This window comes from Hyella patelloides LEGE 07179 (genome assembly GCF_900659865.1).
Taxonomy (GTDB): Bacteria; Cyanobacteriota; Cyanobacteriia; order Cyanobacteriales; family Xenococcaceae; genus Hyella; species Hyella patelloides.
In genome coordinates this window covers 1-8,488 of record NZ_LR214064.1, presented here as the reverse complement: position 1 = coordinate 8,488, position 8,488 = coordinate 1, and the positions used below count along the sequence as shown (strand labels likewise).

Below are 8,488 nucleotides of genomic sequence, written 5' to 3'. Positions count from 1 at the left end.
AAATCTAGAAACTCTGCAAGGGCAGTTGTCTATGTCCAACATGGTCATAACAGTTTAACTAGGACTTGTCCTGGGTGTTATGAGCCTAACTACCAAGTTAGGTCTAACCTTTTGTAAGCTTCGTTAGGACAAAATGGTGAAATGGCTGATACACCATAACCAAAAGGTAATAGAGGTTAAAATCAATTGTCAATTTGATTTCAAGGAGTATTTGTTATAGACTCAAATACTTTCTCATCACAAAACCTCTCGGAGTATATTTAGGGGACGTCAGACAACGCGAAATGATGATAGGGAACGAGATAACCCCATGCTTCTGTCAATAATCGACAAGTCAGATGTGAAGCGTAAGGAGTATGGGAGTAGGACGCTGTAAGAAGCCAATGTTTAACTCGAACTCACGAGTAATGCCCGACACGGATGGATGTAATGTCCGAAATATGCTGACGTACAGCCTTGAGTCTGATTAGGGTTCTAAGTACTTCTTAACGACTAAAACAGATTATCGACACAACCTGCTAACAGGTAAAAACCTTTTTTCGTATATAAAAAGTGATATTTACAGGTTTATTAGGTTTCTCCTTTCACTCCCCCATCGGTTAGCACCTTGCAAAATGTCATTTTACTGTGGTTTTCAGAAGGAAAATAGAGTACCGAAAAGCCAGGAGTAGCCGTGTGCGGTGAAAGTCGCAAGCACGGTTTTGGATGGGAGTATCAGAGGGCGACCTCTGGTTCGACCCCTAACAACTAACACTAATCACAGTCGGTAGATAGGTAAAATCTTAAACACCGTAAGGTAGAAACAGCAAAATTGTACTGATATGCTGTAGCCAAAAAGGCAATACTGCACAGGATTGTTACTTAATGTCGTAGTAAGTAACTAACACTAATCGCAGTCGGTGTACAGATGCATCCTAAAGATTCATATCAACAGAATATTCGGAACGGGATAACCCCTCAGTAACTCTTACTCAATGGTCGAATAGAGTAAGTAATCAACCAAGATGCAATATCTCTAGAAATAGAGGTTATTGGGGGGCAGGATTGGGTAAGAAGCCAACGCTTATTTGTAATGAATAAGATATGCTGACATACCCACTGTTTTCAGGAAAGTAGTGAGTAAGTAACATTTAATATGTCTAAAACAGATTTACGAGTAAATACTGTGGAATGGAACACAATCAACTGGCGCAAAATCCAGAAAACTGTGTACAAGATGCAAAAACGAATCTACCGAGCTTATATCAGTGGTGATGTTAGGAAAGGAAGAAGGCTACAAAAAACCCTCATCAACTCCTATTACAACAGATTACTCTCTGTCAGAAAGGTCACACAGGATAACCAAGGCAAAAAGACGGCAGGTGTGGATCAGGTCAAATCCTTAACCCCAAAGCAACGTCTTGAACTCGCCAAAAACTTAAAACTAGGTGATAAATCCCAACCGATAAGAAGGGTGTGGATTCCCAAACCTGGGAAAGATGAAAAGCGACCCCTCGGCATTCCTGTAATGCGCGATAGAGCAGTACAGGCAGTAACCAAAGCTGCTCTAGAACCAGAATGGGAGGCAAAATTTGAAGGTAACTCCTTCGGATTCCGACCAGGTAGAAGCGCACACGATGCTATTGAAGCAATCTTCAATCAAATTAGATTTAAATCTAAATTTGTATTAGATGCCGATATAAGTAAGTGTTTTGACCAAATCAACCACCAAAGGCTTTTAGCCAAAATCAACACATTTCCCAAAATAAGGAAACAGATTAGAGCATGGCTAAAGGCTGATATCTGTGACTGGTTTAAACACGAAAGGACTCCAAACCATAAAGGAACGCCCCAGGGAGGCGTTATTTCCCCGCTTTTAAGCAATATAGCCTTACATGGGATGGAAAACAGAATAAAACAAGTCAAAGGCGCATCTCTAATCAGATATGCTGATGATTTTGTAATATTCCACGAAAACCTAGATGTGTTAAAGCAATGTCAAAAGATAATCTGTGAGTGGTTAGCCCAATTTGATTTAGAGCTTAAACCGAGTAAGACCAGGATAGTACATACCTTCAATAAATTGGATGATAATCAACCAGGATTTGATTTTCTGGGGTTTAATATCAGACAATACAAAGTGGGTAAATACCAATCTGGGAAAAACACCAAAGGTGAATTACTTGGGTTTAAGACTATTATTAAGCCCAGTAAGGAAAGTGTCAAAAGACACTATCAAAAACTGTCAGAAACAGTTAAAAGGCTTAATGCAGCACCACAATCAAAACTCATTAAAGAGTTAAATCCCATAATTAGGGGTTGGTGCAACTACTTTAAATCAGTATGTAGCAAAGAAATTTTTTCTGAGTTATACAGATTAACTCATATAAGAATACGCAGATGGGCTGACAGAAGACACCCAAATAAAAACAAATATTGGGTGACTAAAAAGTACTGGACAACTATAGGAAATGATAACTGGGTATTTGGATGCAAATACCAAGACAATACTTTTGAACTAATAAAACATTCAAAAATAGCCATTGCAAGACACACCAAAGTCAAAGGTGAATTCTCACCCTACGACGGTAACACAATGTATTGGGCAAAAAGGATGAAAAAACATCCTGAACTAAAAGACTCAATCGCCAAAATGCTACATAAGCAAGATGGCAAGTGTAACTGGTGTAAACTTCCCTTCCAAGAAGGAGACGTATTAGAAGACGACCACATTACTGCCAGAAAAGCTGGTGGTAATAATTCACTAAAGAATCGTCAACTTCTCCACAAACATTGTCATGATGAAAAAACCAGAGATGACTTAAAGGCAATCAAAGCCTACAAGCAAGAGAAAGAATGGCAACTCCTCACCAAATGGTTTGATAACCAAAAATGGGAATGGGTAGATGACATTCCGACCCTAATCACTGGTCATGGTACTCATAAAGAGCCTGAAAAGAGAGGAGCGCAGTGAGGTGAAAGTCTCATGCTGCGTTCTGAAGACGAGTCGCTTTGGTGACGAGGTGACTTAGTTTAACAAACTAGATCGTAAGTATGGAAAGTAAACTTTTTTCGGTGACGCTAAAGAGTTTAGTGGTTAGGGACTTTTGCTGTGTCTTGATCGCACAGTAGTTAGTTGTGCAAATCATAACCATTAGATTACCAGATATCTCACATGGGCTTTGGTAAATCGGGGTATTAAAGAACATATATTGGCTTTTTCTCGCTCGGTTAAAAAGTTTTAAAAAATAGCAATTAACAACCAGCAATCAGCAACCAACCGTATCATTAATTCATTTTAAAAAAACATTAGTTAATTAATAAATATGTCAGTAGAAGCTTGGACTACAATGTTCGTAATTATCTCGTTTATGCTTTATCTCTACATTGGGTGGAGATCGCGAGTTAAAGATAGTAAAGGTTTTTTTGTCGCCGATCAAGGAGTTCCTGCAATTGCTAATGGAGCAGCTACCGCAGCAGATTGGATGTCAGCAGCCTCTTTTATTTCGATGGCGGGGTTAATCTCCTTCTTGGGTTTTGATGGCTCAATGTACCTGATGGGATGGACTGGAGGCTTCGTACTCTTAGCATTGTTACTTGCTCCTTATTTACGTAAATTCGGGAAATATACAGTTCCTGACTTTGTAGGAGATCGCTATTATTCAGTTTGGGCGCGATTAGTTGCTGTAGTAGCTGCTATCTTCGTTTCTCTTACTTATGTAGCTGGTCAAATGCGAGGCGTGGGTATTGTTTTTAGTCGCTTTCTCCAGGTAGATATCAGCACAGGGGTAATTATCGGGATGGTGATTGTGGCATTTTTCGCCGTCTTAGGAGGAATGAAAGGTATTACTTGGACACAGGTAGCGCAGTATGGCGTTTTAATCGTTGCTTATTTAATTCCAGCGATCGCAATTTCTTTGATTTTAACTGGTAATCCCATACCCCAAGTAGCTTTTAGCTTTAGCGATATTGTGGAAAAGCTTAATGGAGTGCAAAAAGCTAACTTTAACTTCTTTATAACTTCTATCATCATTAAAAAAAAAGAATATAAATGTAAATAAAAATATTAAAGTTATAGCTGTTCTTACTTTAATTCGTTTCAATCTAATTTTTTGTTGCATATAATTATTTACCAGTGCAGCAGTGGGTTCATCGGCTAAAACAATTTTCGGATGTCTGATTAAAGCACTAGCGATCGCCTGAACCCAGGTAATGCTTTTTAAATACTGGTTATAAATCTAAATTAGTACGACAACCTCACTACTCGAAGGTCTGCTGCATCCCTAATAATCTCTACATTCTGCTGATTTTTTCTTCATTTGATTATTCTCAACTGCCATTTCTTCTTACTTCATCTGTGGGACTGCTGAATGTGAGTTCTACTATAGCTTTTTTGGCGTTGCTATAAAAAAGAATTAATGCCCAAACAAATCATAATAGCGATCGCAATAGCATAAAAGGTAATACTAAAAAAAGATGAAATCATTAGCTTAACTGGTTTCATACCCGTTGCTGGAATAACAATCGCAATTAACCAAGAACCAAAAATCGGTGTCACGACTCGCGCGTTCCTTGGGCGAGGTTTCCTCGCCAGGGTCGCTCGTCAATATCAAGATAAACCAGGCTCCATAACGATTCATCGAACTTTGGATTCTCTTTGAGGATCGTCTTTTGAGTTTCTCTATCTGGAGCTTAAACCAAGCAATTCTACCAATTTCTTGATAGAAAAAAAGTAGCAATGGAATCGGCGTAAAATTACCCAACACTGACCAAAAAACTGCGGAAACATAGTCGAGTCCCAGAGCGATCGCGCTAGGCACAGCTACATAAATCTCAAGGTAAGGAAAAAAGCCTAAAAACCAAGCGGTTGCAGCTTTGCTCGTATATTCTATAATTCCCATATTTTCTGCTTTTAGCTAGCGACACTCTTGAGAGACTGTTTGTCAAGAAAATCTTGAGTCTAATGATGTGTTCTGGTCGAATTCAGATTCGGTTCAGCAGCAACAGAGTCAGGCTTCGGAACTAGTCGCCCGTCTTCCATATAAATAATGCGATTGGCAATATCGAGAATACGGTTATCGTGAGTTACCAGCAAAATAGTACAACCTTGTTCTTGAGCTAGTCGTTGCATAATTTCTACCGCATCTCGACCAGATTTACTATCCAGTGCAGCAGTAGGTTCATCAGCTAATATAATTTTAGGATGACTGATTAAAGCACGAGCGATCGCAACTCTTTGTTTTTGTCCTCCTGATAGACTTTCTGGGTAGTAATCGGCACGATTTCCCAAACCAACTGATTCCAGGATAGAAATAGCTTTAGCATCCATGTCCTGTTCTAAATACTCGTCGTGAAGTTCTAAGGACATACGCACATTTTCTTTAGCCGTTAGAAATGCTAGTAAATTATGGGCTTGAAAGATATAACCGATTTGCTGACGCAGTTGGGTTAATTGTTGTTTATTCGCGCCTAAAATCTCTTGTCCGAGAATTTGGAGACTACCTGATTGAGCCGAACGCAATCCCCCCATCAAAGTAAGTAATGTGGTTTTTCCAGAACCAGAAGGACCAGTTAAAATAACAATTTCGCCAGAGTAAAGCTTTAAGTTAATATCAGACAAAACTTGTTTGCGGAGATCGCCCTGACCAAAATAATGATCGAGGTTGTGGATAGATATTACTGGATTTGTTGATAATTGATTGTTCATGATTAATAAATTTACTTACTTAATTGAAGCTTTATTTTAATTTGGACTAAGTAGATATTTAATTACTCAAGCATTTTGAAATTTGTTTTATTGAGAAATTCAACTAAATTAATTTTCAAAAAATCTTGACTTAAAAACTGAGCATAGCTACTGTTGAGAAAAATAGGGTAATTATTCCTTTTAGCTATATAAGTTTGCATAAATGCTAAACTCATTGCTTTAAGATATTCACGGGATAATTTAAGATAAAAGGTATTATTTTTCGGCTCATTGGCGATTAGATCGAAAGTTTTTGAATTGTTGTAGACATGATGTCCTTTCTCAATTAATAATAAATATTTATGGGGACTTTCAAGCCAAGTAAAAGGTTTAATTTGTTCTAATAATGCAGGAGCTATTATATCTGAACTACCAGCTACAAAAGTAATAGGAAGGGTTATTTTACTTAAACCTTGTTGTCCAAAAATACTGCTATTGATTGGGTTTAAAGTAAAAATAGCTTGAATTCTGGAATCAGATAATTGATAATTTTTAGTAGTAGATAATTCCGCAGCGAGACACTGAAGCAGTAAAGAAAAATTAAATGAATCATAATCGATCGCATCAGATTGACAATATGTTTGTAGATGCTCAATATTAAGTTTTGCTCCTGCTAATGCCAGTGCAGTATACCCCCCAAAAGAATGACCGATTATTCCCACTTGTTCGAGATTTAAATGACTATTTGTAGCAGGATTTGTTAGTTGCTGTTGTTGCAATTCATCTAATAAATAAGATATGTCACGAGGACGATCGATAAATTCTTGCGCTTCGACTATTTCGCGATTTATTCCCCTAAAAAAGTCTTCTATTCTTTGGCGATCGCTACCTGGATGGTTAACAACTGCAACTGCAAAGCCATAACTAGCCAGATGTTGCGCTAAATAATCATAGTTGTTACTATCTGCCCCTAGTCCTGGGGAAATAACAATTACAGGAATATATGTATTTACTTTCGGGCGATATAGATCGGCGGTAAAAGAGCGATTGCGTTTTCGATCGTGAAAATTTAAAGTTTCTTGTTCCCAAGTAAAAGCTCCAGATTTTCTAATATTTGGTTGTTGTGTAAAATCAATTTTAGGTTCGCTTGTTGTTTCTAGATTTGATTGATGTTGAACTGCTGCGATCGTTTCATTGGTTTGTTCGATTAATTCAACAAAAGTGGATGCAAGTTTAAGACTTGTTTTGCCATTGATGTGGATTGTTTCTGTAGGAAAGTTTCGTAAGATATTTAGCACATTTAATCCTTCTGATTCACCAGTAGCCAAAATTAAAGCCGAACGCAAGCCATAAAAACCATTTTGTGTAGGACTAATTTGAATTATTTCTCCCAGATAATTCAGAATTGTTTTGCCAAAAAAAGAGTTGAAGAAACGATAAACTGTAACGCGATCGATATCTACTTTGTAAGTCAATATTTGTTGTAACTCAGCTAGTTCTTGAGGACTTGCCGATTGAATATATGTATCTAAATGGCGATCGATTTTTCCTGTCTTAGCGTAGGTTTCTAAAGAATCAACTGGTATCGAAAACTCCAACAAACCATACCTAAAAGAGACTTTTTCTGCTGCCATCGTCAGAGGAGATCGCCAGAAAAATAATAGACTACTAAAGATGAGTATTAGTAGATAAGAATTACGAATTATATTCATAGTGACAAAATAATTAAAAAACATCAGCAGGATCGGCGGAACGTAGTTTTCTCATAGAGATTGCTCCTGAAATTCCACACATCAAGATTGTTAGAAATAGCACTATGACGGCGCGACTGGTTTTCATGGCAGTTGCCATTAAGGTGGCAGCGTAAGTAACCTGATAAAGCCCTATTGAAACAAAGAAACCAGGAAGAAAACCTAATGCAGCTAAGATTAAAGCTTCCTGCATCAACATAATTAATAGATAGCGATCGCTGTAACCCATTGCCTTGAGGGTGGCGTATTCTGACAAATGTTCGGATACATTGGAATAGAGAATCTGATAAACAATAATGATGCCGACAAAAAAGCCAACAAAGACTCCTAAATTAAAGATGAAACCTATTCCTTGACTTGCCCAGTGATCGACCTCCAGTCGCACAAATTCTGGTACTGTCAAGACTTTCACATCATTAGGTAATCCTGCTCTTAGTTGTGCTTGAATAGTCTCTAAATCCGCATCTGAGGTGATTTTAATTAATCCAATATCTACCTGAGTAGGATTGCGATCGCGCACTAGATTGAAGAAAGTAGAATCACTAGCGATCAAATTGCCATCTGCACCAAAAGACGCTCCCATCTGAAATAGCCCAACGGTTTGCACTAAGCGATCGCTCACTTGAGCTTCTAAAGTTCCTTGATTTGAGAATAATTGGGATATTGCTCCATATTCGGGACGAGAAGCGCGATCGAATAGCACCCGATTCAACATTGACAGTTGCTCTAGATTTCCCTCTGCTTCAGATAAATCAAAGGCAGGATTAGCTGGATCGAACCCCAGAACCAGAATTTTTTTCTCTACATGAGTAGTGGGGTTACGCCAAGGGGCAAAATCAACATAGATAGGATTTGCTGATTCCACACCATCATATGCCAGGGTTTGGTGCAACCGCGCTCTAGGAAAGCTACTCATGTCAACTATACTCGTAACCTGACGATTAACTGGACTTTCGGAAAGAAACAAGAAAAAATAGCTATAAGCCTGGTATAGTGATACTTGTACTTGATTAAACTTCTGCCAATCCAGAATGAAAGAAACAACCCTATCAGCGATGCCACCATGCTTTGA

The 8,488-nt window shown here is 38.2% G+C and carries 5 protein-coding genes and 1 pseudogene; 2 read left to right on the top strand and 4 right to left on the bottom strand.

What is annotated here, in order from left to right; translation table 11 throughout:
* Positions 1-1,135: 1,135 nt before the first annotated feature.
* Both ltrA and H1P_RS28520 read left to right on the top strand, forming a co-directional pair.
* Complete coding sequence (gene ltrA, locus H1P_RS28525; RefSeq protein ID WP_144874109.1) at positions 1,136-2,953, top strand: group II intron reverse transcriptase/maturase; 1,818 nt, start codon at positions 1,136-1,138, stop codon at positions 2,951-2,953.
* Between the two features lie 352 nt (positions 2,954-3,305).
* A pseudogene (locus H1P_RS28520) lies at positions 3,306-3,974 on the top strand (VC_2705 family sodium/solute symporter); the annotation flags it as partial.
* A gap of 495 nt (positions 3,975-4,469) precedes the next feature.
* Here H1P_RS28520 and H1P_RS28515 read toward each other — a convergent pair.
* The 4 genes from H1P_RS28515 to devC all read right to left on the bottom strand — a co-directional run.
* Positions 4,470-4,880 carry a small multi-drug export protein gene (locus tag H1P_RS28515; RefSeq protein WP_144874107.1) on the bottom strand — a complete coding sequence of 137 codons (411 nt, stop codon included), beginning with the start codon at positions 4,878-4,880 and terminating at the stop codon, positions 4,470-4,472.
* Between the two features lie 59 nt (positions 4,881-4,939).
* Positions 4,940-5,686 (bottom strand): DevA family ABC transporter ATP-binding protein, encoded by a 747-nt coding sequence (locus tag H1P_RS28510; protein WP_144874105.1) that lies wholly within the window; start codon positions 5,684-5,686, stop codon positions 4,940-4,942.
* 62 nt (positions 5,687-5,748) lie between these two features.
* Complete coding sequence (locus H1P_RS28505; protein ID WP_186376195.1) at positions 5,749-7,377, bottom strand: alpha/beta hydrolase; 1,629 nt, start codon at positions 7,375-7,377, stop codon at positions 5,749-5,751.
* A gap of 13 nt (positions 7,378-7,390) precedes the next feature.
* Positions 7,391-8,488: ABC transporter permease DevC (devC, locus tag H1P_RS28500; RefSeq protein ID WP_144874101.1), on the bottom strand; the 1,098-nt coding region annotated here is incomplete at its 5' end.

Bases quoted from the DNA above. Each gene is read 5' to 3' on its own strand.
- H1P_RS28505 (WP_186376195.1), bottom strand. From the start codon at position 7,377: ATGAATATAATTCGTAATTCTTATCTACTAATACTCATCTTTAGTAGT.
- ltrA (WP_144874109.1), top strand. From the start codon at position 1,136: ATGTCTAAAACAGATTTACGAGTAAATACTGTGGAATGGAACACAATC.
- H1P_RS28515 (WP_144874107.1), bottom strand. From the start codon at position 4,880: ATGGGAATTATAGAATATACGAGCAAAGCTGCAACCGCTTGGTTTTTA.
- H1P_RS28510 (WP_144874105.1), bottom strand. From the start codon at position 5,686: ATGAACAATCAATTATCAACAAATCCAGTAATATCTATCCACAACCTC.